This window comes from cyanobacterium endosymbiont of Epithemia turgida isolate EtSB Lake Yunoko, assembly GCF_000829235.1.
Classification (GTDB): domain Bacteria; phylum Cyanobacteriota; class Cyanobacteriia; order Cyanobacteriales; family Microcystaceae; genus Rippkaea.
The window spans coordinates 1,113,621-1,138,891 of record NZ_AP012549.1; the positions used below are offsets into that span (position 1 = coordinate 1,113,621).

General features: G+C 33.2%; 17 protein-coding genes. 12 read left to right on the top strand and 5 right to left on the bottom strand.

The genetic code is table 11. The features are described from left to right. Positions 1-157: 157 nt before the first annotated feature. From zds to ilvB, 6 genes are all read left to right on the top strand, one after another. Positions 158-1,591 carry a 9,9'-di-cis-zeta-carotene desaturase gene (gene zds / locus ETSB_RS03420; protein ID WP_044106302.1) on the top strand — a complete coding sequence of 478 codons (1,434 nt, stop codon included), beginning with the start codon at positions 158-160 and terminating at the stop codon, positions 1,589-1,591. A 103-nt stretch (positions 1,592-1,694) separates the two neighbouring features. Further along, complete coding sequence (locus tag ETSB_RS03425; RefSeq protein ID WP_044106303.1) at positions 1,695-2,144, top strand: SRPBCC family protein; 450 nt, start codon at positions 1,695-1,697, stop codon at positions 2,142-2,144. A 60-nt stretch (positions 2,145-2,204) separates the two neighbouring features. Next, on the top strand, positions 2,205-3,236 hold the full coding sequence (locus ETSB_RS03430; RefSeq protein WP_044106304.1) for a thiamine phosphate synthase: 1,032 nt from the start codon (positions 2,205-2,207) through the stop codon (positions 3,234-3,236). 76 nt (positions 3,237-3,312) lie between these two features. Continuing rightward, complete coding sequence (thiS, locus tag ETSB_RS03435; protein ID WP_044106305.1) at positions 3,313-3,540, top strand: sulfur carrier protein ThiS; 228 nt, start codon at positions 3,313-3,315, stop codon at positions 3,538-3,540. A 16-nt stretch (positions 3,541-3,556) separates the two neighbouring features. After that, positions 3,557-4,219, top strand: a complete 663-nt coding sequence (locus ETSB_RS03440) for a class I SAM-dependent methyltransferase (protein WP_044106306.1) — start codon at positions 3,557-3,559, stop codon at positions 4,217-4,219. Positions 4,220-4,737: 518 nt separating this feature from the next. Next, positions 4,738-6,597, top strand: a complete 1,860-nt coding sequence (gene ilvB, locus ETSB_RS03445; RefSeq protein WP_044106309.1) for a biosynthetic-type acetolactate synthase large subunit — start codon at positions 4,738-4,740, stop codon at positions 6,595-6,597. A gap of 197 nt (positions 6,598-6,794) precedes the next feature. Here ilvB and ETSB_RS03450 read toward each other — a convergent pair whose 3' ends face one another. Next, on the bottom strand, positions 6,795-7,829 hold the full coding sequence (locus ETSB_RS03450; RefSeq protein ID WP_044106310.1) for a hypothetical protein: 1,035 nt from the start codon (positions 7,827-7,829) through the stop codon (positions 6,795-6,797). 1,645 nt (positions 7,830-9,474) lie between these two features. On the opposite strand from ETSB_RS03450, the gene ETSB_RS03460 reads away from it, so the two are divergent. Then, positions 9,475-10,197 carry a WecB/TagA/CpsF family glycosyltransferase gene (locus tag ETSB_RS03460; protein WP_044106314.1) on the top strand — a complete coding sequence of 241 codons (723 nt, stop codon included), beginning with the start codon at positions 9,475-9,477 and terminating at the stop codon, positions 10,195-10,197. Between the two features lie 432 nt (positions 10,198-10,629). Here the strand turns inward: ETSB_RS03460 and ETSB_RS03465 are convergent, their stop codons facing one another. Beyond that, a complete protein-coding gene (locus tag ETSB_RS03465; RefSeq protein ID WP_044106315.1) occupies positions 10,630-11,796 on the bottom strand; it encodes a pyridoxal phosphate-dependent aminotransferase in 1,167 nt (388 codons plus the stop codon). A 146-nt stretch (positions 11,797-11,942) separates the two neighbouring features. On the opposite strand from ETSB_RS03465, the gene ETSB_RS03470 reads away from it, so the two are divergent. The 5 genes from ETSB_RS03470 to ETSB_RS03485 all read left to right on the top strand — a co-directional run bounded on the left by ETSB_RS03470 (position 11,943) and on the right by ETSB_RS03485 (position 19,555). Continuing rightward, positions 11,943-12,689, top strand: coding sequence for a DUF561 domain-containing protein (locus ETSB_RS03470; RefSeq protein WP_044106316.1), 747 nt, complete (start codon positions 11,943-11,945; stop codon positions 12,687-12,689). Between the two features lie 1,491 nt (positions 12,690-14,180). Then, entirely contained in the window at positions 14,181-14,321 is a 141-nt protein-coding gene (locus tag ETSB_RS10265) for a hypothetical protein (protein ID WP_232509857.1), read from the top strand. A 194-nt stretch (positions 14,322-14,515) separates the two neighbouring features. Further along, positions 14,516-16,216: a peptide ABC transporter substrate-binding protein gene (locus tag ETSB_RS03475; RefSeq protein ID WP_408643876.1), complete on the top strand. Its 1,701-nt coding sequence runs from the start codon at positions 14,516-14,518 to the stop codon at positions 16,214-16,216. A gap of 1,173 nt (positions 16,217-17,389) precedes the next feature. Further along, positions 17,390-18,358 (top strand): ABC transporter permease, encoded by a 969-nt coding sequence (locus ETSB_RS03480; RefSeq protein WP_044106319.1) that lies wholly within the window; start codon positions 17,390-17,392, stop codon positions 18,356-18,358. A 555-nt stretch (positions 18,359-18,913) separates the two neighbouring features. Then, positions 18,914-19,555, top strand: a complete 642-nt coding sequence (locus ETSB_RS03485; protein ID WP_044106320.1) for a phosphoribosylanthranilate isomerase — start codon at positions 18,914-18,916, stop codon at positions 19,553-19,555. An 828-nt stretch (positions 19,556-20,383) separates the two neighbouring features. On the opposite strand, the gene ETSB_RS03490 is transcribed toward ETSB_RS03485, so the two are convergent. From ETSB_RS03490 to ETSB_RS03500, 3 genes are read right to left on the bottom strand one after another with little or no spacing between them, the layout of a single operon-like run. Further along, a complete protein-coding gene (locus ETSB_RS03490) occupies positions 20,384-21,982 on the bottom strand; it encodes a CPBP family intramembrane glutamic endopeptidase (protein ID WP_044106322.1) in 1,599 nt (532 codons plus the stop codon). A 48-nt stretch (positions 21,983-22,030) separates the two neighbouring features. Further along, positions 22,031-23,593 (bottom strand): ArnT family glycosyltransferase, encoded by a 1,563-nt coding sequence (locus ETSB_RS03495; RefSeq protein WP_044106323.1) that lies wholly within the window; start codon positions 23,591-23,593, stop codon positions 22,031-22,033. Positions 23,594-23,623: 30 nt separating this feature from the next. Further along, positions 23,624-25,210 carry a hypothetical protein gene (locus tag ETSB_RS03500; protein WP_044106326.1) on the bottom strand — a complete coding sequence of 529 codons (1,587 nt, stop codon included), beginning with the start codon at positions 25,208-25,210 and terminating at the stop codon, positions 23,624-23,626. Positions 25,211-25,271: the final 61 nt, after the last annotated feature.

A 25,271-nucleotide genomic window follows, 5' to 3' on the forward strand; every position in this document is an offset into this window, starting at 1 on the left:
AAAAAAAGAGTGGGACGGATAAAAATAGTCAACAAACATATATTTTTGCTATTGAATCAAACTCAATAAACAGCAATTAAAGTGCAGTTAATAGATTGAGCTATAGCTCATCTATTACAATCTGTAAAAATAAATCAAATAAATTAAGGAAGATAGAATGCGGGTTGTAATCGTTGGTGCAGGGTTAGCCGGACTAACCACCGCTATTGATTTGGTTGATGCCGGTTACGAGGTTGAAATTTTAGAATCTCGCCCTTTTATCGGAGGAAAAGTAGGCAGTTGGACCGATGATGAAGGGAATCATATTGAAATGGGGTTACATGTCTTTTTTGGCTGCTATTACAATCTATTTACTCTAATGGAAAAAGTGGGAGCAAGCCAAAATTTACGTCTAAAACAACACATCCATACCTTTATTAATAAAGGTGGACGGGTTGGAGAATTAAATTTTCGTTTCCTTGCTGGTGCTCCTTTTAATGGGTTAAAAGCTTTTTTTACTACTTCTCAACTTTCTACGTTTGATAAAATTTCTAACTCTTTAGCTTTAGGAATCAGCCCTATTGTATGGGGATTAATAGATTTCAATAGGGCAATAAAAACTATCAGGGAATTAGATACTATTAGCTTTGCAGACTGGTTTCGTCAACATGGGGGAAATAATGGCAGCCTTAAGCGAATGTGGAATCCCATCGCCTACGCTTTAGGATTTATCGATACAGAAAATATTTCAGCTCGTTGTATGCTGACAATTTTTCTATTTTTTGCTACGAAAACTGAAGCATCTGTGTTACAAATGTTAGAAGGTTCTCCTTATAAATATATTCATAAACCGATTATTGATTACCTTGAAATAAGGAAAGCAAAAATTTATACACGACGGCGTGTTAGAAACATTTTATTCCAAGAAAATGATAATAGAACTCAGGTAACTGGACTAACTGTTGCCAATGGAAAAACCGAAGAAATCATTGCAGCAGACATTTATGTCTGTGCCTGTGATGTCCCTGGAATTAAACGAATAATTCCTCAAAACTGGCGTAAGTGGTCACTGTTTGACAATATTTATAAGTTGGAAACAGTTCCTGTTGTGACGGTACAATTACGCTTTGATGGTTGGGTGACCGAATTAAAGGATTCCAAAAAACGCGAACAATTACAAAAAGCAGTTGGACTCGATAACTTATTGTATACACCTGATGCAGATTTCTCTTGTTTTGCTGATTTGGCTTTAACAAGTCCTGGAGATTATTATAAAGAGGGACAAGGATCTTTATTACAACTAGTGTTAACTCCTGGTAATTTATTTATTAAAGAGAAGAATGAAACTATTGCTTATCATATTTTAAATCAAGTCTATAATCTGTTCCCTTCCTCAAAAAATCTAAAAATGATTTGGTATAGTGTTGTTAAACTAGTACAGTCTTTGTATCGAGAAGCGCCCGGAATAGATCCTTATCGTCCTACGCAAGATACTCCTGTTTCTAACTTTTTCCTAGCAGGAAGTTATACTCAACAGGATTACATTGATAGCATGGAAGGGGCAACAATTTCAGGAAAACAAGCTGCGAAAGTTATTTTAGAAAAAGCATAAAACGTTAAAACCTATCACTAACCTATCATAACTTGTTAATATACTGAGGACAGTGGGCATTGCTAACTTTCTTTATTAATCAGTCGTTAATCTTAACTAAATAATGTCTAATTGGTTAGAACATAGCGTACAAGTTGAAGTGGATGCTCCGATTGACTTAGTTTGGAGTCTTTGGTCAGATCTTGAACAAATGCCTCACTGGATGAAGTGGATAGACTCAGTTCAAGTATTAGAAAATGATCCTGAATTGTCTCGATGGAAATTAGCGAGTAGTAGCTTTGAATTTACTTGGTTATCTCGGATTCTGAAATTAGTTTCTCACCAAATTATACAATGGGAATCTGTCGAGGGATTACCTAATCGTGGGGCAGTTAGATTTTATGATCGTCATGGAAAAAGTATTGTCCGCTTAACAATAGCTTATAATATCCCTAATTTTTTAGGACAACTGATGGAAAGTTTATTTTTAGGAAGAATTGTCGAGTCAACCGTTAGAGCTGATTTAGAAAGATTTAAAGAATACACGATAAAACTTCAGAAAAGTTTAGGATAATTACACTCTAACTTATGTTAGGAGTTTAGTAGGTATAAGTTTTTGAATCATGGAGATTTAATGAATAAAGATTTTAGGAAAGGTTGGTCTATTCCTCGTATTTTGGATACTAACCTCGATCGCGCCAGAGAAGGATTAAGAATTATCGAAGAATGGTGTCGCTTTGGACTGGAAAATAGTCAGTTGGCCGAAGAATGTAAGCAAATGCGCCAAGAAGTTGCGCGTTGGCATTCTCATGAAATACGTCTTGCGAGGGATACTTTAAATGATCCTGGAACAATGTTATCCCATCCTCAAGAAGAAACCCGTAGAAGTATTGAGGATCTTCTACAATCTAATTTATGCCGTATTCAAGAAGCATTAAGAGTCCTAGAAGAATATGGTAAGCTCTATCAAGTTGAGATGGGTATTACTTTTAAAAATATTCGCTATCAGGTTTACATTTTAGAGAGTAATTTATTGACCCATAATCGTTATCAAAAACTCAACAAATCTTTACTTTATTTAGTGACTTCTAGTTCGAAAAATATTTTATCAATTGTTGAATCTGCTTTGAAAGAGGGGGTAACTTTAGTTCAATATAGGGATAAAAATAACGATGATATTTTTATCCTACAAACTGCTAGAGATATTTGTCAGTTATGCCATGATTATAATGGCTTGTTTATTATGAATGATCGGGTTGATTTAGCATTAGCCGTTAATGCAGATGGAGTACATTTAGGACAACAAGATATCCCTATATCCTTAGCAAGACAGATTTTAGGACCAAACAGTATTGTCGGGTGTTCGACCACTAATCCTCAAGAAATGGCTCAAGCGATCACTCAAGGAGCAGATTATATTGGGGTGGGTCCAGTCTATGCAACTCCTACCAAACCAGGAAAAATTCCAGCCGGTTTAGACTATGTTAATTATGCTCAAAAACATTCCCCCATTCCTTGGTTTGCTATTGGAGGAATTAATCACGAAAACATTAATGAAGTAATTACAGCAGGAGCTAAACAAGTAGCCATTGTTCGTGCTATTATGGAAGCAGATAACCCCGCTACTATTACTCAAGAACTACTGAAAAAATTAACCATCGGCTGATTTAAAATGTTCAAATTATTTTATCATAAACTTTATTTTTAACTAAGTTATTTATAACAGTAACTAGGACTATTCTATGAGCGCCTTATCCGAGATTACCCTACAAGTTAACGGCAAATCAACAACTTGTCCTTCTAATATGACTTTACCAAAACTTTTGGAAAAAATGAGATTAAATCCACGTTTAGTAGCAGTGGAATATAATGGAGAAATTCTGCATCGACAATATTGGGATAACACCCAGTTAAAAACAAATGATCGCTTAGAAGTTGTTACTATTGTGGGAGGAGGAAGTGAAAATTAATTAATAATTAATAGTTATGTTCAATAAAACTCTGGGAATTGACCCAAAATTGTATGAGTATTTAAAATTGGTTTCTGTCAGAGAACCCAGTATTCTAAAAGAGCTTCGTCAAGAAACTGCTAACTATCCTATGGCTAGGATGCAAATTGCTCCTGAACAAGGTCAACTCATGGCCTTGCTGGTTCAGTTAATGGGAGCCAAAAAAACCCTGGAGTTGGGAGTCTTTAGGGGATATAGTTCATTAGCGGTTGCTTTAGCTCTTCCTGATGAAGGTACAGTAATAGCATGTGATATAAGTCAAGAATATACAACTATCGCACGTCATTATTGGGACAAGGCTAAAGTTTCTCACAAGATAGACTTACGGATAGCTCCAGCTCTAGAAACCTTAGACAAACTGATAGCTGAAGGACAGGGTAATACTTTTGACTTTGCTTTTATTGATGCTGACAAAAGCAATTATGATAATTATTACGAACAAGTTTTGAAACTAGTACGACCTGGAGGGTTAATTGCTATTGATAATGTTTTATGGGGAGGAAAAATTGTCGATGAAAATATTAAAGATAACCGAACCCAAAAAATGCGAGCTTTAAATGAAAAAATTTATAACGATTCAAGAGTCAATATTAGTTTAATTCCCATTGCTGATGGATTAACATTATTGTTGAAACGATAATCTACATTATTAGATTTCAATAAGGCAAATATTAAACGAATGACAATCACTAACGATAATCTCCTGAAGAGAACGCAATAATTGCGATCCTTTAAAAGAAAAGGATTTAGTTACTATGTAAGTAAGGGACGGACAGATTTAGAAACGAATAGTTGATATTTACACTCAGTGCAGCGTGAAGGTTTTGATGTAAGTAGGGAGAAGTAGACATAAATCTCAGTTATACCTATACCCAGCAATTTTGCTGATCACCTAGTTTGCTAATGCAACAAAAAATTATAGAATAATGTTTATTGATTGCAAGGAAAACCTAAAACAACTCACCTTAACCATTAATTTAGAATTTAATGAATCATTGTTTGGGAAAATACAGGTAGTCTCTGATGAACTGAAGATTTGTCACCCGATGGCTCGGTTAAACTTTTCTAAGCTATTCAGCGAATATATCTTGATGTTGCTTTCAAAACAAGAAAACTAAAATAGAAATTTATAGACATAAGTTTAAGACGGTATACCCTGTGGTTTCTTCAATTGAGAAAATAGCTTCAACTTTACCTGGAACTCCTCAACGACGAACAGGAGCTTTTGTCCTAATAGACAGCTTAGTTCGTCAAGGTGTTAAACATATTTTTGGTTATCCGGGGGGAGCTATCCTGCCCATTTATGATGAACTGTATAGGGCTGAAAGCAAAGGATATTTACAACATTTCCTGGTGAGACACGAACAAGCTGCCGCTCATGCAGCCGATGGTTATGCTCGTGCAACTGGTAAAGTAGGAATTTGTTTCGGAACGTCAGGTCCAGGAGCGACGAACCTAGTAACGGGTATTGCCACGGCACACATGGATTCAATTCCCATGATTATTGTCACTGGACAGGTAGGACGAGCATCCATTGGAAGCGATGCCTTCCAAGAAACTGATATTTTTGGCATTACGCTACCTCTGGTGAAGCATTCTTATGTGGTTCGTCATGCTAAGGATATGGCTAGGATAGTTGCTGAGGCGTTCCACATTGCCAGTACAGGACGGCCAGGACCTGTACTAATTGATGTTCCTAAAGATGTAGGTCTTGAAGAATGTGATTATATTCCCGTTGACCTCGGACAGGTTAGACTACCAGGGTATCGCCCTACAGTCAAGGGTAACCCTCGTCAGATTAACGCAGCTTTGCGCCTAATTGAACAAGCCCAACGACCTTTACTTTACGTAGGTGGGGGAGCAATCTCTGCTAATGCTCATGCCCAAGTTAAAGAACTAGCCGAACGGTTCCAAATTCCCGTTGCTACTACCTTAATGGGAATCGGAGTATTTGATGAACATCACCCTCTCTCCGTGGCCATGTTGGGAATGCATGGAACCGCCTATGCTAACTTTGCTGTAAGCGAATGTGATCTTTTAGTTGCGGTGGGGGCGAGATTTGATGATAGGGTAACGGGAAAACTTGAAGAATTTGCCTCTCATGCTAAAGTTATCCACATCGACATCGATCCAGCAGAGGTCGGAAAAAATCGTGCCCCAACCGTTCCCATTGTGGGAGATGTATGCTGGGTTCTAGAACAACTACTAAAAAGGGCTAAGGAATTAGGCTTACCTGCCGACGTAGGAATAACTCGGTCCTGGTTGGCTAGAATTGATCGTTGGCGAGTAGAATATCCCTTGGTTGTCCCTCACTATGATCATAGTATTTCACCCCAAGAAGTCATTGCTGAGGTAGCTTCTCAGGCTCCCAATGCCTATTATACCACCGATGTGGGACAACACCAGATGTGGGCAGCTCAATTCTTAAAAAATGGTCCTCGTCGCTGGATTTCTAGTGGAGGATTAGGAACTATGGGCTATGGAATGCCCGCCGCTATGGGGGCAAAAGTAGCAGTTCCTGATGAAGAAGTTATTTGTATTACTGGAGATGCCAGTTTTCAAATGAATCTTCAAGAATTAGCTTCTTTATCACAATATAGGATTAATGTCAAAACAATTATTATTAATAATGGTTGGCAGGGCATGGTGCGTCAATGGCAACAAACCTTCTTTGGAGAACGATACTCCTCCTCCAATATGCAAGTTGGAATGCCTAATTTTGAGCTCTTAGCCCAAGCATTTGGAGTCAAAGGGATGACTGTACGAGAACATTCTCAACTATCGAAGACGATTATTCAAATGTTAGCCTATGACGGACCAGTGTTGATAGATGTTCATGTGACTAAGAATGAGAACTGTTATCCTATGGTAGCTCCAGGGAAGAGTAACGCCCAAATGCTTGGATTACCAAAGCGCAAAGCTATTGGAGAACCAATCACATCGATATGCTGTACCAATTGTGGCGAGAAAAACCCGACAACCAATCATTTTTGTTCTGCGTGTGGAACAAAATTGTAAACCTGGTGAGGATTCAAATTTTTTCTCGCCACAATTGCTTGCCCTTTCCTCTTTCTTGGAAGGGGTTTTTGATTGCTGACAAAAAGTTCATCAATTTTCACGAGAAAAAGGCTATTTTTTGTGTAATATTTTCCCCCTTAATTTAAAAAAGATGTGAGTTAATTCAATGAGCTTAATTTACTTTTATTGTTTTAAATTTAAGGCTCCTGTCGAAAAACCTTCCCTTTCCCAGCAGGATTATCGACATAGTGCCATTTTTGCTCATCCAACTCAATCACAGGGGGATCAGAATTTTGCTTGGATTGGAAAATCCTTTTATAGAGAGTAGAATCACTAATGCCTAACTTCTCAGCCATTTGAGATCTAGTGAGTACCCTAGACTTAGATGACTCTTGATTAGTTGTTATCATCGAGGGGGTGGTTTGTATTTCTGATTTGGTGAATACCGCCTCTTTCTCGATTATTAGACTAGGTTTAGCAAGTTTTTGGGGTTTAACAAAAAATGTTTTGTTGTCTTGAAGAGGAGGCTGTTCTACAGATGGTTTAATGGGCTTGCGGTAACGAGGAATCCTCTCGGTTGGCAGTTCAAGATCTTCAATCCATCCCCAACAATTACGGGAAGGGATGAACTTGAAAACGGCTTGAATAAACCAGCGTTTGGGTAATTGTTCCTTGGGAATTTTAGGATTAAATTTGAAGGGACGCGGATCGTCATTACGGCGCATCAATACGGGAAGATGAGAAGCTTTAAATTTCCCTTGCGGGTCAGTGGCATTAGAATTTCTATAGATCGAGATCACTGGTGTTCTTAATTGAGGAACAAATTGCCAAATTCCTCGAAACTTAAAAATTCCTCGGGTTTCCTCCCATTGATTTTCTTCTCCCCAAGCGGCAACTTGAAAGCGAATAATGGGGTCTTTTCTGGGAATGAGCAGACACTTAGGATAAACTCGCAAATAGATAGGGTTTTCAGGAGAATTGCTATGTTGTTTCAGCCAAGCTTTGTAGCGATAGCCAGGAAAGAATAAACTGTAATTTTTTCCTGCGATGGCGAGGGCAAATTTTCCCTCTTCTTCTTGATGAGGAGTCCCATAAAGAGTGCCAATTGCCTGAAAAAGGAGAGGTTGGTCCTCAGTGTCAGCAACAGATTGAGAATCAGAATCAACGATTAAAGGGGGTAGCTGCTCTACTTTTTGGTGAGTTTGATGAGAGAGTTCGTTGGCGGCAGGCATAAATAATAAACTTCATAATCGGCTGAATTTGTCCCATTATTATAGACCCGATGAACAAAGGATTCTAAGTATCGTTAAGGATGGGTTACATACTTTTGAGATCGGGATTAGATTTAAATTTACACTCCTTTTAGTTTTGTTGAAGCCGTAGGATTCTCATAATATAGTGGATCCTTATGATATAGCCCAGTCGAATAAGGATAGCTAAACGTATTTTTGTTTGACTGGATTCACCAAATCAATAGCTATGCAAAACAGTCCATCAATTACACTGTTCAATCTAATATACATAACTAGATTTTTAAGTCTAAGCAATACTTGAGTCCAAATTTCAAAAATAGAGCTCGAAAAATACTTATTCAACACTATTTTTAATAACTGTTTCCGATGAATCATCATCAGGTAGTTTGCTCAACTATTATACTTGTTACTATACTATATTTGATTCGCTGATTATAGATAGGGCAACATTATACTAGTTGACCTTAAGTTCTTGTTTAGTAAATTGAATATACTACTTAGTATAGTGGGTTTTTAAAAAAATTATTTTAATTTTATCTTATTTTTTATGAAACTAAATATTTATAAATAAGTATTTAAAAGTAAATAATTTTATATGCTTACAGTTGATTAGAATCCATTTTAGATTTCCTTAGAAAGATTTTCTTATTTTGTGATAAATATTTAGATTAATTAACTCAGGTAAATACTGTTCATTTTAAAATGAATTGTTAATTTTTCTATAAATTGTATTTTACAATGTTTTCTCTATATCGGATTTAACAATAAAATCTAATTTTACATAATAAATCTATATAAAATTCCTGTTTTTATTGTTTAGTTTTTGCTTGAAATTAAGCATTTATATAATACTTAAGTATTAAGAGTATTTTATTTTTCTTTACAGTATTTTTTGCACTACCAGGCTTTTGGAATTTTTTATATTTTTACGGAAATTATTTTTACTTCTATCTCTTTATTTGAAAGATTAAATTGTTACTATTTTGTATAAAATTAATTTTTATTTCAAGGGCCATTTAAAATTTTTGATATTCTAGTATTTTTTATAAATTCTTATATTTTCCCTATTTTTTGAATAATTAATCTAAAAATTATTATTTTATTGTATTTTTTAAAAATTTTATCTACTCTGCCATTTCTTGAATTTTATACATTTTTAAATATAAGCATAGTATTTCCCATTTGATTATCCTTATGGAATAATTTTTGGAGTCATAAGTCAATTTCTGCAGTTTTTATTTTTATAATTTTATCAGCTTAATTGTTATATATTATAAAATATAAAAATTATTTTTTAAAGTATATTTTTGTCCTATGCATACTTAATACAATTAACTTATTTGGATAAAAGAGTAAAGTTTTTATTATTAATGACTTAACATTAATTACAAAATAATTTCAATAAATCACCTAAAAAAAATTAAAGTGCTATAATCTAACTTAGATATAATCATGTTTACGTTTTAATCAAGTATTCTCAAAAACTTACTCTATCGTCTATTACTAACATTTATTTTAAATGTACTTATATTCGTCAATAAAAACTAATAAAAGCCGTCGTCTTACGAGGTAGTTTCAGATCTAAAGTTTTTGAATAGTAGTAATTATAAATACAATTTGATATATGCTAACTAATCCTCCCTCATTTCCTATTTTTAATGTTTTCGTACATCTTCTTGATGATTATTCTTCTTGGCTACTTCAATGCCTCAATCATCATCAAGGAGTTCATGTTGTGACTCTGAACGCAGAGATGGCTATGTTAGCCGAAAAAGACTCCTCGGTGGCAGAAGTCATTCGTGAAGCTGATTTAGTAATTCCTGATGGAGCTGGTGTCGTCCTCTATCTGCGGCTGCGCCAACAAAGACAACAACGATGTCCAGGAATTGAACTGGCACAATCGTTGCTTCAAGAATTGGGGTCACAAGAAAATTTCCCTTTAATTGTTTTTTATGGGGGAAAACCTGGAATCAGCCATGCAGCGGCAGACCAATGGCGTAAGAAATTTCCAAACATTTCTATTCTTTCATCCCATGGCTATTTATCCTCAGAAGAAGAAGATCTATGGCGACAAACTCTATTGGACAAACAACCCCAATTAATTCTTGTAGGATTGGGGGTTCCTCGTCAGGAATTTTGGATTAGGCAACACCGTTATTTATGTCCCCAAGGGATTTGGATTGGGGTTGGCGGAAGCTTTGATATTTGGTCTGGGACTAAAGACCGGGCTCCTCGGTGGTTACGAGACAACAATTTAGAGTGGCTCTATCGTTTATATCAAGAACCCTGGCGTTGGCAGCGAATGTTAGCTCTACCTAGGTTTTTGTTACGATCACTTATCCATTAAATCAAGATTACCGAGGGATTACTTTACAGTACTTTAATCCCGAGATAATAGCGAGCAGTATAGTTATATTGATCGTTTGTACAATTATTTCTTCGGGTCGAGACTTTAATTAGTATGCTGTTGCTAAAAAAATTAAGACGCAAACCCAACTTAAAATATTGAACTACTTCAGTCAAATTATTTTATTATAGTCATTTTGTAACTATTTTTAAGGAACAATAGACTTTCGATTAACTAGTTTTGAGAATATTTATAGTATTTTAATACTAAACATTAAAAATGGACAATGAGAGGAATAGTTAAGCAATACCTCTCGGTCATTAAAACAACTTCACATATAGAAAATTTGTTTAAATACTAGCCTCTCTAAAAGATCTTTATACATTGCAACTAATTTTTTTTATAAGACATAACAATTCTCCCTTTGATAACTTAAAGACTGCTGACGAATTGAGCTAATCTGTCGATTCCTTTTTCGATAGAAGTTAAATCAGTGGCATATGATAAACGAATACAGTTATCTGTCCCGAATACTTTCCCTGGAACAGCTGTGACTTTTTGAGATTCTAAAAGTGCTTCACAAAAATCGAGAGAACTAATCTTGGTGTGACTAATATCTGCAAAAACATAAAAAGCACCCATGGGGGTCGGACAACTTAGGTGAGGAATTGTCATAATTCCGTCCAAAATGACTTGACGACGTTTAGTAAAGGCTTGTAGCATTTGCTCGACAGAGTCTTGAGATTCTTCTAAAGCGGCAATTGCTCCATATTGGGCAAAAGTACACACGTTAGAGGTACTATGACTTTGGATGGTATTAGTAGCTTCAATTAATTCTATGGGCGCAGCCAAATATCCTACACGCCACCCTGTCATTGAGTAACTTTTAGCAAAGCCATTACTAATAATTGTACGATTAAAAATCTCAGAACTCACTGCTCCAATGCTGAGATGCTCTGCCCCGTCATAGAGAATCTTTTCATAAATTTCGTCGGAAACCACCCACAAATTGTTCTCTATAATGACCTCTGCTAACGCCTTAATTTCTGTGGCAGAATAAACAGTTCCGGTTGGATTCGAGGGAGAATTTAGAACAAATAATTTTGTTTTAGGGGTAATCGCTCGACGCAGTTGAGCTGGAGTGATTTTATAGCTTGTTTCTGTTGTTGTTTGCACAATTACCGGTGTTCCTGTTGCCAATTTAACCATTTCTGGATAACTTAACCAATAGGGAGCCGGGATAATTACTTCATCTTCAGGATCAATCAACGCTAACATCAAGTTAAATAAAGACTGTTTACCCCCATTGGTCACAATTATATTGTCTGGGGTATAGTTTAAATTGTTATCAATCCGTAACTTTTTGGCGATCGCTGCTCTTAGGGTAGGTTCTCCTGCTGCCGGACCATACTTAGTTTTTCCCTGATTTAGAGCGAGTTTGGCCGCTTCTTTGATATGTTGTGGGGTATCAAAGTCGGGTTCCCCAGTACTAAAGCTGCAGACATCAATACCTTGTGCTTTCATTGCCTTAGCTTTGGCGGCAATTGCAAGGGTAATTGACTGAGAAACCTTCCCCACTCGTGTTGCCAGTTTAATCATTCGATTCGATATTCCCAGGCCAAACAAATAATAATTCTATTCATGATATCGTTTCACTGGGGGTGTATCTCAGGTTTTAAGGAATACTTTCTTAACGCCACAGGAAAATGGCACAATTAACTTATCAGAATTTATTTTAAAAGTCTATGACTATGCATCCTCAATTACAGACAGCCTTTGCTCAACATAAAGCCCTCAAAGTGATTAGTGGGTTAACCAATTTCGACACAGCGAACGTTACGGCTATTGTTAAAGCTGCCCAAGCTGGGGGCGCAACTTTTGTTGATATTGCCGCAGATGTTGCCTTGGTGCGCCATGTACGTCAATTAATTGATTTACCTATTTGTGTCTCAGCAATTAAACCAACGTTGTTTGTCGAAGCGGTTAAGGCAGGAGCCGATTTAATTGAAATCGGCAACTTTGATGCTTTTTATACCCAAGGACGGCGATTTAAAGCAGAAGAAGTTTTAGCCTTAACAAAAGAAACCCGCTCTCTTCTCCCTGAAATTACCCTTTCAGTGACGGTTCCCCACATTCTTCCCCTTGATGAACAAGCTCAATTAGCTGAGCGCTTAGTAGAATTTGGAGCTGATATTATCCAAACCGAAGGGGGATTCAGCAGCCAACCTACTCATGCAGGAATTTTAGGGTTAATTGAAAAGGCTGTCCCTACACTAGCTGCTGCTTGTAGCATTTCTGATGCAGTATCTGTTCCGGTGTTGTGTGCGTCAGGGTTATCTTCTGTGACTGTTCCTATGGCGGTTGCGGCTGGCGCGTCCGGCGTGGGGGTAGGATCAGCCATTAATAAACTGAATGACGAAGTAGCGATGGTCGCTGCTGTTCGTTCCTTGGTAGAGGCGTTAACCGCCAGTCCAGCTAGAATCACCCATTAAATATTTCCTGGAATCGATCTGTAGAGACGTTTAACTCAAGCGTCTCTATTTTAATTAACTGGTTAAGCTGTTTAAAAATAAATATCAATAATTCTGATTTGAGACTAAAAAGAATATAAAAATATTTTTTAAAAAACAAGACTATCCGCTGGTTATTATAAACTTAATAAGTATTGTATTTATTAAATTAATGGTTAAGGACAAAAATTAATAAAATTATCATAAATAATAGAAAGTTTTATTCTATTAAACATTGTTAGTAAAAGGTTTAAACTGAAAATGTTCAAAAATATGGAAACAGTAACTTTTCAGAGTGATTTTTTGAAAAGATACTGAATTTAATCCTTTTTTTAAAAAAATAAGAATTTGAAATAATTCTGAACATTTATAAATTATTGGCTAATCTAAGAATCAGTTAAATCAGTTAATATTTAAGTGAGAAGCAATATTATTAGTAGGTTTTTATGGGTTAAACTTTATCGTTGGTCATCTTTATGATGATAGAGAAAAATGATCACTTAAACTCCTTTAATGTACAGATTTTTTTATCCTAGTTCTGACTTAAAATACGAAATTCTAACTCTACTAACTTAATTTATTTTTTTTCATCAAACAAAAAAAATATCTTACCTCGTTCTAGAAGATTATGCCATAATGATAAGGTTTAAAGATCATCTTAAAGTGATATGTATGTAATTATTTTTCTTGAAAAAATATTATTAGCTACTTCCTATATTTTAATATTTTTATTACTTTATAGTAGCTTTTAAAAATTTAAAGCTACTATAAAGTAATAGCTATTATCTTACAAAAAGATATGCTAATTGTTCCTATCTTCATATCAAGCAATGGATTAATTTTATTTGGTGATACATCTATCTTTATTGATCAAAATTCGACTACAACTTAAGATAATTATACCCGAGCATTACATAACGGTGAAAAGTTGCAAGAGTCCTATATTAAAATATTAATTTACTTAATACACATTGCATAAAAATTAACAATATAATTAATACTTTTTGCGAAAAATTATGAACCCTTATTTTTTTACATTGAATATCATCTTTTTTATTCTCTCCTTATTATTTTGTGATTTAAAAGAAGTAAATATTTTTCTTAAAAATTTTAATTTAACTTATTGTCATTATTCATATTGATTTAGATAAGTTGAATCAGATTTAGCGAATAGTTAGAGTCTCAAGTTAATTAATTTATTGATAGTCAATTTGATGAAAACTAACAACAAAATTATTATAATGGTAATAATTTTGTTTAGCTAGAAAAATAAAATTAAAAACAATTAGGATAATAGTCAGTGATTTTATAAAAATTGCTGACTATTATCCTAATTGTTTTTATCCGTAACAATTCTAACTTAGATAGATTTGAGAGAAATTTTCAATGAATACTTCAATAATTTAACAATTTTGGTCTATAGTAGAAAAGAGTTCTGCTGGAACCTTAGTATACTTATATGACTCGTATTTAGTGAGTCAATTACTGAATAAACTCGATGCACAATACTCTTTGTCCGGGGAAAAATTACAGGTCATGAAAGTTTATTTTTGTTCGAAAACTGTTTTAATTCGAGATATTGCCCGTTCTCGTATGAAATACTTTTTTGATTAACTTGTAGTCTGATATACACTTTTCTGACACAATCACGATAACTGACAACTTCTACTGTTCCCTATTCCCACGTTGTGTTGAAATCATGAAAGTATCAGAGTGAAATCTTTTAGTCCATCCCATTTGAGGAGTCATAACTTATAGTGATAGTGATAAGGAAATTGTCAAGGAATTGTTCTTCAGTCGTACAAGTCTTGCTGTCTGTGGGAGTAACATTTGTTTTATTTGCTTGTAATCGTCAACAAAACAACCTAAGCTCTCAGATAACGCCCAAAAAACAAAGTGAAACCTTGAATTTATTGTACTGGCAGGCTCCCACTATTTTAAATCCTCATCTTTCTACAGGATTTAAAGATTCTGAAGCTAGTCGTATTACATTAGAACCTTTAGCTAGTTATGATAATCAAGGTAACTTGATCCCTTTTTTAGCCGCTGAAATTCCCTCTATAGAAAATGGGGGAATTTCACGTAATGGTAAGTCAGTAACATGGAAATTGAAAAAAGGAATCAAATGGTCAGATGGAACCCCATTTATCGCTGATGATGTTGTGTTTACCTATCAATTCATTACTAATCCTAAAGTAGGTTCAACTAGTGCCAATAATTATGCTACTGTCGAAAAAGTTGAAGCCATAAATGAAAATACAGTAAAAGTAGTTTTTAAGCAACCTAATCCGGCCTGGGATCTTCCCTTTATTGGTGGAGGAGGAATGATTTTACCTCGCCATCTTTATGAAAAATATAACGGTAAGAATGCACGGCAAGCCCCTGAGAATCTAATTCCTGTTGGTACAGGTCCCTATAAAGTTGTAGAATTTAGACCTGGAGATGTAGTGGTTTATCAAGTGAATTCCTATTTCCGGGAAATTGATCAATTAGGGTTTAAAACAATTAAATTGAAAGGAGGTGGAGATGCCACTTCTGCCGCACGAGCGGTGTTACAAACAGGAGATGTAGACTATGCTTATAATCTACAAGTGGAAGTTAACATTCTCAACCAATTGGAAACAGGTGGAACTGGAAAAATAAAATCTATTTTTGGAGGGACTAGTGAAAGAATTTTAATTAATTTAACTGATCCAAATAAAGCAACAGCAGAGGGAGAAAAATCTAGTTTAAAATTTCCCCATCCTTTTTTTCAAGATAGGCAAGTAAGGGAAGCTTTTAGTTTAGCAATAGATCGAGATACTATTGCTAAACAATTATATGGCATAACTGGAAAAGCTACCTCAAACTTTTTAATTGCTCCTACACAATACAATTCTTTTAGCACAAGTTACGAGTTTAACTTAGAGAAAGCATCAAAGTTATTAGACAAAGCAGGGTGGAAAGACTCTAATAATAATGGAATTCGAGATAAAAATGGAATAGAAATGAAAGTAGTCTTTCAAACCTCAGTAAACCCACTACGCCAAAAAACACAAGAAATTGTTAAGCAAGGACTACGAAAAATAGGGGTAGCTGTTGAACTCAAAAACGTTGATGCAAGTATTTTCTTTTCCAGTGACCCAGCCAATACCGATACAGTAGAACATTTTTATGCTGATTTAGAAATGTTCACAACTGGGAACAGAAATCCTGATCCCAGTACCTATATGAAGACCTATATGTGTGATACCATTCCTCAAAAATCAAACAACTGGTCTGGAGATAATTACTCCCGATATTGTAACCCAGAATATGATAGACTATGGCAACAAGCAACTCAAGAATTAGATCAAAAAAAACGACAAGAAATTTTTATTGAAATGAACGACATTCTGGTTAATGATTTTGTGGCAATTCCCTTAATTCATCGAGCTGATGTTGTTGGAATTAGTGATAAAATTAAAGGATTCAAATCAACCCCTTGGGACTTTAATACCTGGAATATTAAAGATTGGAAAATATACTAAAGTTAACTTGTAAGTTGAGTATAAATAGATGATACAAAGTTTAGTTGTGAAACCTTATTTGTAACAAGTAAAAGACAATATAAATAAAAATAAGGTTTAGGCAAACTTATTTAGTTTAGCTAGTCACTCTCTTTTTCATAACCTAAAAAGAAATGTCATAACAGTCAAAATTATGTAGATTGAAAAGTGTTCTTAGGAAGAAATTATCGACGATAGTGTACTAGCTATAGCAAAAAATTATAACCATAATAAAGAAGTGATTAAAAATATAGTCAGTCAAAAAAAAGATTAAAAAATCAAAAATTGAGGTAAAGAGAAGAAAACAAACCTTAACTAATAAACCACTTTTTAAAAAATAGCCTAGTAATTAAAATCAAGATCAGTAGATAGACAGATATAGACATAACTGAAAGTACTTGTTAGATAGCGAGACATAATTGTATTAATAAAATTTTGGAATAAAGAGGATAAAATTTGAAAAAAAATTGCAGATATTCTTATCATAATTTTAAGCTAAAAATATGATAAGGGATAGCTTATTTAATAAAAAAAATAATTGAAATTTTACCTTTAAAAGTTTAAAGAATGAAAAGAATAAATCTAGAAACCTAAGTAGATATGTATTTTTTATAGACTTAGAGTAGAATTGAGGACAATCAAAAGAAAAGTTGGAAGTACCATGTGGAAAACCCCGACTATTATGATAGAATTAAGCTGTGAATAGTCATATATCTGTGAATTAATTAAACTACTTACGTGAAAAGTCTTATGGAATTAAATTTCAAGAGTGAATATAAAATGGCTGAATTTAGTTGATGAACATCTGGCTAAAAGAACATACGGTTTCATAGCAGAAAGAGAAAATTTGCTTCAAAAATTACTGGAGATATTTGCTAGGTTACTCTCCAGAGTTAAAGCTAGTAAAGTTATTTTGGATATTATGTAGATAAATATTCATTAGTAGATAACTGTTCATTTTATAAGTTTTTTAAAAACCTCTAAGATAGAAGAAGTATTGCTGAATTGTCGTTATATTCGCGGTGAAATAAAAAAATTAAAGATTTAACTCATTATCATTGCTTAAATCTACTGTGTTTTTTTAGGATGGTATGTCCATCAAATTTAATATAATAGTCACATTGCGCGAAACTCAATGTATTGGATCATTATCAGATGACATCTTACTTAATTAAGCGTTTATCAACCGCCATTCCTACTCTACTTGTCATTAGTATTGTTATTTTTACTATTTTAGCTTTAGCACCAGGTAATCCTCTGGGAGAATTTGCTTCCAACCCGGCTATTACACCAGAGATAAGGGAAAATATTCGTAAAAGTCTAGGGTTGGATCAACCAATTTATATTCGTTATATAAAATGGATTTTAGCTTTTATTAGAGGAGATCTAGGCTATTCTTTCACTAGTAAAAGTCCAGTGATTGGTTTGATTTTACAACGAATACCTACCACCTTATGGATAGCTGGAACTGCTTATCTCCTAAGTTTTTTAATTGCTTTTCCTTTAGGGATAGTTTCTGCCTTAAAACGATATTCATTGCTAGATCAAATTGCAACTACCGTTGCTTTTTTAGGATTTTCTTTGCCAACTTTTCTAACAGGATTATTATTTATCGTCATATTTAGTGTCCAGTTAAAATGGTTTCCTTTTATTTATAACAGCACATTACAAATAACCAATTGGTCAAATTTTATTGAGCAAATCAAACAATCTATTATGCCAGTTTGTGTATTAGCTTTATATCAGTCAGCGATTTTAATGCGGTTTTCACGTTCAGCCATCTTAGATGAACTCCCCCAAGAATATGTTCGCACCGCCTATGCTAAAGGATTAGGAAGTTTTGCTATCTTGACTAATCATATTCTTCGGAATGCTATGATTCCCATTATAACTTTAATAGCCTTAGATATTCCTACGATTTTTACTGGAGCATTAGTTACGGAACAGGTATTTCGTATTCCTGGAATTGGATCTTTATTAATTGAATCGATCTATCGGAATGATACTCCAGTAATCATGGCTGTTACCTTTATTTATGCAATTTTAATTTTTATTGGCAACTTTTTTGCCGATTTTACCTATAGTTTTTTGGATACACGAGTTAAGCTAAATACAAAAAAATAATTATATTAGCTATTTGCTTTTTTTAAATTATTGATGTTCTCTATATCAAATGCCCAATAGCACACGAGTATGTTTTTGTCTAAATCTAAAGTAAAGTCAGAGTAATAACCAAATTTTAAGCTAACAATAAGAATAAATTTTTAATTATAGTCAGGAACTATACACTCTTACTTATCTATAAAATACCGGCATTAGAAAAAACTAGAATAATGCAAGCTTCTAAGATGTGACTAAAGCCAGTGATTACCAACATTGAAGGAATACTATATTTTTCTGAAATGCTAGTTGAGGAAAAAGTCAATTTAGCTCAGCTCCGTATTTGGGGTGGCAAAATATCCCATAGCGATAGCTAAAAGATTAGCAACAATCTTAATAACCCCTATTGACTAATTCTAACCGATGGTATCTGGGACAATTGTCTGAGCAAATAAAATCAAGTCTGATAGTATAGATACTGTATAATTTATGAGTTGATAAACTTTAATTAAAAATAGGGACTATATAAATCCTTTTGGCAAAAAGTTTACTTTAGTTTTACTATCTAATAGTAGCAAAATGAGAATTAAGATATGCGGCATCACCCAACTATCCCAGGGAAAAGCGATTGCTCAATTAGGGGCTACTATGTTGGGCTTTATCTGTGTTCACCGATCTCCTCGTTATATTAGTCCATTTCAAATTCAAGCCGTGATTAAGGAAGTGCCAATAACAGTTGGCTCTATTGGGGTTTTTGCTAATGCTAGTCTATTAGAAATAGAACAAGTTCTCAACCAAACAGAGTTAACTGGGATACAATTGCATGGGGATGAGTCGCCTCAGTTTTGTCATCAAATTAAACAACGTTTTTCTCATCTTGAACTGATTAAAGCCTTTAGGATCAAAACTTCTAAGTCATTACAAGCCATACCTGCTTATTTTAATGAAGTAGATACATTACTATTAGATGCTTACCATCCTAATTTGTTAGGAGGAACTGGTCACACCTTTAATTGGAAAATTTTAGAACAATTTAACCCACCGCTTCCTTGGTTATTGGCAGGAGGATTAACCCCTGATAATATAGAGCAATCTCTAACATGGTTACATCCAACGGGAATTGATCTTTCTAGTGGTGTTGAAGAATCACCTGGTGATAAAAATTTAACAAAAGTGGCTAAGTTATTTGCGTTACTTCAAGATATTAATCTTTTAAAATAAAATTCTATCGAATTTGTCATGTAAAAATAAAAAAATCAAGGAAATACTTCCATTGTTAATAATAAACTTCTTACAAGCCATTATTGCTATATGGTATAGCCGGTATTATGGTAGTTTCTTTGTTAGTATAAAATAATGCTACACTAAATTTAAAATTAGATAATTTATGTCAAAACATCTATTAATTGTAACCGAAAAAGTATTTTGAATAACTAGAGGTTGGAATTGATAATAAGTTGAAGTTAATTAGAATAAAAGCTTATGGACTCAGAGATTTTATTAATTTTTAGTTCTGAAGTTTTCTGACTTGGCATTTTGCCAGTTAGTTCAGTATAATCGGAGTATAACAACAGTGTTTTTGAATCTCATAGAATTAAGGAGTTACTCTAATTAAATAGAGATACAAAGTAATTTATTTTTTTAAGCTTTATTTAGGGCTACCTACTTACTAACTTAAAATAATCAGAACTAAAAAAATATCCAGTTTGATTACTAGCCTCTAAATCGTCAAAATTTTCAATAATATCCTCATAGATTAGATATATAAAGATATTATTGAATTCTTATAATGTAAAAACAGTAAATTCATTAATTTACCGTTTTTACAGTCATTTTTTATCTCTAGTCTTCTTAAGTCGGAGTTTCTTCAGTTGGCTTTGCGATCAACTTTTGCTGAAAGATAATCCCTAGTAAAGTTAACTTTCAAATAGTGGGATGACGTATAATTTTGGCAATCAATAGTATTTCTTAAATCAGAAAAGAAAGGCTCTTCCGATTTAAGAAATACTATTGATTGTTTAATTTAATTTAAGAACATAAGATTAGCTTTTACTTGTCACTACTACCTAATAAAAACAAACTCAATAACGTTCCGCTATTCCAAAGACTATGAACTAACATAGAAGACAGAAGATTGCGCGATTTCGTATAAACTACTCCCAAGACCATACCTAAAATCGCTAAGGGAAATACTTCTGATAAATTTAAGTGAGCAATAGCAAAAATAAAACTACTGATAGTAATAGCTGCCCAAACCGGAATATAACGGGTTAAAGACGATAACAAAAATCCTCGAAACATAATCTCTTCATAAAAAGGAGCTAAGAGAGAAGCAGTGAAGTAGAAAATAGCTAAAACTACTGTATCTTGGGTTTCCAATGCTAGAAATAATAAAGGATTACTACCCCCTTGACCATCCCATATCTGTTGATTAATTAAAGAGATAATAATCACTAAAGGTAAAGCAACCAAATATCCCCCAACTCCCCACATTAACCAATTACTTTTTATCTCGAATCGAAACCAATCTTTTGGCAGGGGAAAATAGGATTTAATTGACCAGTAAAGTACAAAAAGACTTGCTAAAGTCAGAGATAAGTAACTAGCTAATATGTAAAAAGCTTTTTGCCGTAAACTGAAGTTGGTAGGATTGAAGGGAAGAAAGTTAAATACAATAGGAAATATGATTTGGCCGACAAAGAAAAATCCCACAATCAAGACCTGCCAAATAGTTTCAGCATCCCAAGGGGTTTTCCAAGATAGTTTTTCACTAATGTATAAAATAGACCCATGTTTTTTAAGTAATAACTGAGCCAATAAAAAGATAAGTAAACTAAATCCAATGATTCCTAATAATACTGGAATAATGCTGACCCAAGTTAATTTGATAATGGCTCGATTTTCTTTTTCTCTTTGTTGATTTTCTAATGAAATTAAGTCAGCTTGTCTATCTTGAAGTGTGTAAAGCCTTTTTAAGGTTTGATAACTGAACCACCCGCGTAGATTATGCTGTATTTGCAATTCTGCATTAGATAATATTTTAGGATTTTCATTCCATAAGTTTGTTAAAATATCAGCGACTGTTCCTGTTTTAGACTCTAAATCATTCTCATTGTTAGTAGTCAACATTGGTTGCCAACTTTCAATTGCTTTTGATATTTCTCCTTGTTTAATTTTTAATATTCCCAACTCTAATTTTAGCTTGTTAATTACTTGTTGCTGACTATTGATATCAGTTTTTAATTGCGCTTGATTTCCGAAATATACTGAATTACTATTTAAAGTAATGGAAGAGTCTTTAACATCTTCAGAAACTGAACTACCAGTAGCAATTTTAAACTTATTTTTTAATCTATCCAAACTTTCTTGAGAAGTTTCAATAGCAGTTTCGTATTTGTTGGAAATTACTTTGTAGGGGTTTTTTCCAATTAATACTTTTTCGATTTTAGCAAAATTAAAATTCGCTCTAGTCTGATCAATATTTGAATACTTCGAAAAAAATTCTGAAGATTGCAAAATTAAATTTGTTTGATATAGCTCAAGATTAACTTGTACCTGTGGTTGGTTAATACTATTGATTAACAAAAATAATACGGGAATCAAAGAAATAATTGTTAAAACTAATACGGTTAATCGCTTCACTGACATAAATTTTACTTTTTTTATAATTAGGACTTGAAAGTAAATTTTTTCTTATTATCTAGACTTTTTAATTAAAATAAAGTCTTGAGTATTTCCTAAGATTTTATACTTATTTAAGTTTAACTTTTCTAAAGTTAACGGATCTAAAAGGAAATAGAACGAGATAGCTGCTGATTTTTTCAACTCTTCTAGATTTTGAGCAATCACTTGACGATCACTATAAAAATCTAAACTAGTACGACTGTAAGCATAAGAAGTATAAATTACTGTATTAGGGGGAGTGTTTTCCTGAATTAGAGTAGCTACAGGTTTAACAGGAAATGATTCATTTAGTTCCCAAATCCATAAATCAGATCTTACAAATATGCTCAAACTCAAATATAATCCAACAAAAAGAGTAAAGATAAAGTTATGATTATTTAGTAGAAAATTAACGTAAGATAAAGCAAATGTAATTCCTATTAAAATTGATAATGTGAGAATTTGAAAATCATTAGTTTTTATACTAAAATATACTCCTCCTGCTAGTGAGGCTAAACTACCAACAATTAGTAAACTCCCTAGAATCTTGGGATAAAATTGATAATTATTTCGTATAATTTCAGCTAAATATGCTCCCACAGCTAAAGAGAAGAACGGATATACAGGCAGAACATACCATGGTAACTTAGTCCTCATCAGGGATATAATTCCTATAAACAGGATAAACCCAATTAAAACTAATTTAGCCCAACTTTGCTGATATTTTTTAATCGCTAAAATTAATCCTCCGGGTAGAAATAAAAGCCAGGGAAAACTATATTTTATTAATTCAATTATATAGTACCATACTGATCCTTGATTTCCTTCAACTGCTTGAGATAATCGATCAAAGTTTTGTTGTAAAAAGTGAACTTTAATGAATTTTTCTCCATACTCTATAATTTGAAGTGGATACCACAAAATTACTGGAAAAAATCCTAAGATAAATCCCACCCAAAATACAGGATCTTTAAAAAAAATTAAAGATTTATTAAAAATACAAAATATTGCCAAAATCCCACCTAAAGCAATAACTAAAATTCCTTTAGTAAAAGCGATTAATCCTAATCCAATTCCTACTCCAATTATCCATAAATGCTGATAAAAAGACTGAAATAAACAGAAAATAGAAAACAGGAAAAAAGTATTAATTGGTCCATCTAACATTGCTAGTCGTCCATGACGTACCATAGGCAATAAGGTCAAATATACCAATGTGCCCAAAATAGCTGGAAGACGACTAGAAAAAATATTTTTTCCTATCAAATATAACAAAGGAACACCACAAGCTGTCAAAAAAGCACAGGGTAAACGGGTTGTAAATTCACTGATACCAAAAATTAAATAGCTTATATTTATTAGCCAAATAATCAGAGGAGGTTTCAGTAAAAAAGGTTCATCATGATAGGTCATATATAACCAGTTACCGCTTTTATAAATATCTTTAGCAACAGTTCCATAATATCCTTCATCCCAATCCCTTAATGGTAAATCGCCCAAGCCGATTAAATATAAAATAAGAGCAGATAATAATAAAAATATAGACCAAGATATATCCTGGTTTATACTTTTAAAAAATTGTTTTAAGTTAGGCATTCTAGAGATCATTAGGTCTATCTTGTCTATCTATTGGGTTAGATTTTTTTGTTTAATCGAATAAAGATAATACTTTTCATTATAAATGAAAGCTTTTTTAAATTGAGCTAGGGAAATAATTTCAAGATCGCTTCTTATTGCTTTTAATTGTCGATTTAAAATTAAAATTACATCTTTGCTATTTTCACTGTTATTAATCAACTGATTGATTGTTGTCAATATTTCTTCGTCATCGATTATTTTTCTCCGTTCATTAAACAAAACATAACTTCCTAATTTTTGGCTTTCTAGATAGTAAATTTTTTGATTTAAATAACCACTAATAGGAGCAATAGTAAAGTCTTCACTACCGGCAATTATCATTGATTCTAGATTATTTTTTTGAATAAAGTTAGCTGTAGCACGACTAGCGGAATAAGGAGTTAGTAAATCCCGACTAAAAGCAACAATGCCAGCAATCAACTGAAGATATAGAACAATCATAAAAAAATTATTTTGATGATTGGTTACAAACTTGAGCCAACTTGAAGATAGTTTATAGAGTTTTTGAGGAGTATAACGAAACAAATCAACCAATAATTCAGAATCAAAACAATAATTTTTTATCCATAAAGAAGCAATTAGAATGATATATAAGTGTCCATAATGTCTTTGGGAACCTAAAAATTTTAGATATGTAAAAGTTAAGAATTCTATACTACTAACTAAATAGAAAAATAATGCGATTGGTTTTTTAATTAAAAGCGTCGATACGAACCCTAACAAACCTAAAGATAGAACTGCAAAAATAGCTAAATCTAGAGGTTTCCTATCGCTAGGGATTAAAACTAAAATATAGCTCCTCCATATTCTTGTTAACGACTGATTGAATCTAATCCAATCAAACTCAAAAAACCATTGACTTGCTCCTCCTTGCAGTGTACTGTCCGACGGAGGAAGTAACATAATTACAGCGAACACTATTCCTGAACCAAAAATTATGAAAGCAATAACAACATTTTTAATTCCTGGTTTAACTTTATGTTGTAAATAATTCTGAGTCAAATAGTCAAAAACTAATGTTAAAGCTAAAGACATAGAAATCATCAAGCAATAGGCATTTGTATTAGCCATAAAAGCTAAAATTATAGCTAGGGGAATATAATTTTTATGGCGAGTTTTAAAATAAGTGCAGAAGCAAAAAATAGCCAGAATTCCTAAAGAATAATTTCGACTAATCAAAGTATATTCATAAAAAGGTAAATATCCTGACGAAAATAATAACTTTTGCTGTTTGGTAAAAGGAGAATAAAAAACAAATAAAGTCAGACATCCGACAGCAATAAGCCAATGAAAAATCTGCATTGCTAGAGGATTATGAGTTAATTGATTAAGTACCCATAAACAGACATACCAAAGAATTGGATGACCTTCATAGTTGATATTATGAAAGAAATTTTTCCAAGAAACACTATCCCTAGCAATTAACCATCCATTGACTTCATCACGCCACATAGCATGATTAAGAATACCAATTAAAGTAATGACAGCAAAGCTAATGACTAATAATAGGTTGAAGTTATTTTTTTTAATTAAATTTAAGTTAAACCGAGAAACCCATTTTTTTACGAGAGTCATACTTAAATCATAAAATTTAATCTAATCAGTTCCATGAACCTGTAATCTAGAAACTGGTAAT

What these genes read in the sequence shown, in the direction of transcription:
- zds (WP_044106302.1), top strand. Translation starts at nt 158, where the DNA reads ATGCGGGTTGTAATCGTTGGTGCAGGGTTAGCCGGACTAACCACCGCT.
- ETSB_RS03425 (WP_044106303.1), top strand. Translation starts at nt 1,695, where the DNA reads ATGTCTAATTGGTTAGAACATAGCGTACAAGTTGAAGTGGATGCTCCG.
- ETSB_RS03430 (WP_044106304.1), top strand. Translation starts at nt 2,205, where the DNA reads ATGAATAAAGATTTTAGGAAAGGTTGGTCTATTCCTCGTATTTTGGAT.
- thiS (WP_044106305.1), top strand. Translation starts at nt 3,313, where the DNA reads ATGAGCGCCTTATCCGAGATTACCCTACAAGTTAACGGCAAATCAACA.
- ETSB_RS03440 (WP_044106306.1), top strand. Translation starts at nt 3,557, where the DNA reads ATGTTCAATAAAACTCTGGGAATTGACCCAAAATTGTATGAGTATTTA.
- ETSB_RS03450 (WP_044106310.1), bottom strand. Translation starts at nt 7,829, where the DNA reads ATGCCTGCCGCCAACGAACTCTCTCATCAAACTCACCAAAAAGTAGAG.
- ETSB_RS03460 (WP_044106314.1), top strand. Translation starts at nt 9,475, where the DNA reads ATGCTAACTAATCCTCCCTCATTTCCTATTTTTAATGTTTTCGTACAT.
- ETSB_RS03465 (WP_044106315.1), bottom strand. Translation starts at nt 11,796, where the DNA reads ATGATTAAACTGGCAACACGAGTGGGGAAGGTTTCTCAGTCAATTACC.
- ETSB_RS03470 (WP_044106316.1), top strand. Translation starts at nt 11,943, where the DNA reads ATGACTATGCATCCTCAATTACAGACAGCCTTTGCTCAACATAAAGCC.
- ETSB_RS03480 (WP_044106319.1), top strand. Translation starts at nt 17,390, where the DNA reads ATGACATCTTACTTAATTAAGCGTTTATCAACCGCCATTCCTACTCTA.
- ETSB_RS03485 (WP_044106320.1), top strand. Translation starts at nt 18,914, where the DNA reads ATGAGAATTAAGATATGCGGCATCACCCAACTATCCCAGGGAAAAGCG.
- ETSB_RS03490 (WP_044106322.1), bottom strand. Translation starts at nt 21,982, where the DNA reads ATGTCAGTGAAGCGATTAACCGTATTAGTTTTAACAATTATTTCTTTG.
- ETSB_RS03495 (WP_044106323.1), bottom strand. Translation starts at nt 23,593, where the DNA reads ATGCCTAACTTAAAACAATTTTTTAAAAGTATAAACCAGGATATATCT.
- ETSB_RS03500 (WP_044106326.1), bottom strand. Translation starts at nt 25,210, where the DNA reads ATGACTCTCGTAAAAAAATGGGTTTCTCGGTTTAACTTAAATTTAATT.